General features: G+C 20.9%; 1 protein-coding gene. It reads left to right on the forward strand.

Going from position 1 to position 321, the window contains the following annotated elements; all coding sequences use genetic code 11:
- A partial coding sequence (locus tag ACR6JA_RS22050) for a hypothetical protein (protein WP_494599510.1) occupies nucleotides 1–321 on the forward strand: 321 nt, incomplete at both ends.

Consider the following 321-nt stretch of genomic DNA (forward strand, 5'->3'; position numbering starts at 1 on the left):
AACACCGAAAAAAAAAAAAAAAAAAAAAAATACAAGAAAAAAAAAAACCCCAAAAAAAAAAAAAAAAACCAAAATTAAAAAAAAAAAAAAAAAAAAAAAAACCCGCGCCCCAACCACAAACAAAAAAACACCAACCCCAAAACCCCAACACCAAAAAAAACACCAACACACAACAACAAACACACAAAAAAAACAAAAAAACACCAAAAAAAATAAAAAAAAAAACAAAACACCAAAAAAAAAAAAAAAAAAAAAAAAAAAAAAAAAAAAAAAAAAAAAAAACCCCCCACAAAAACAAAAAAAAAAAAAAAAAAAAAAAAA

The sequence above is a fragment of the Cedecea sp. B1(4) genome (assembly GCF_059414925.1).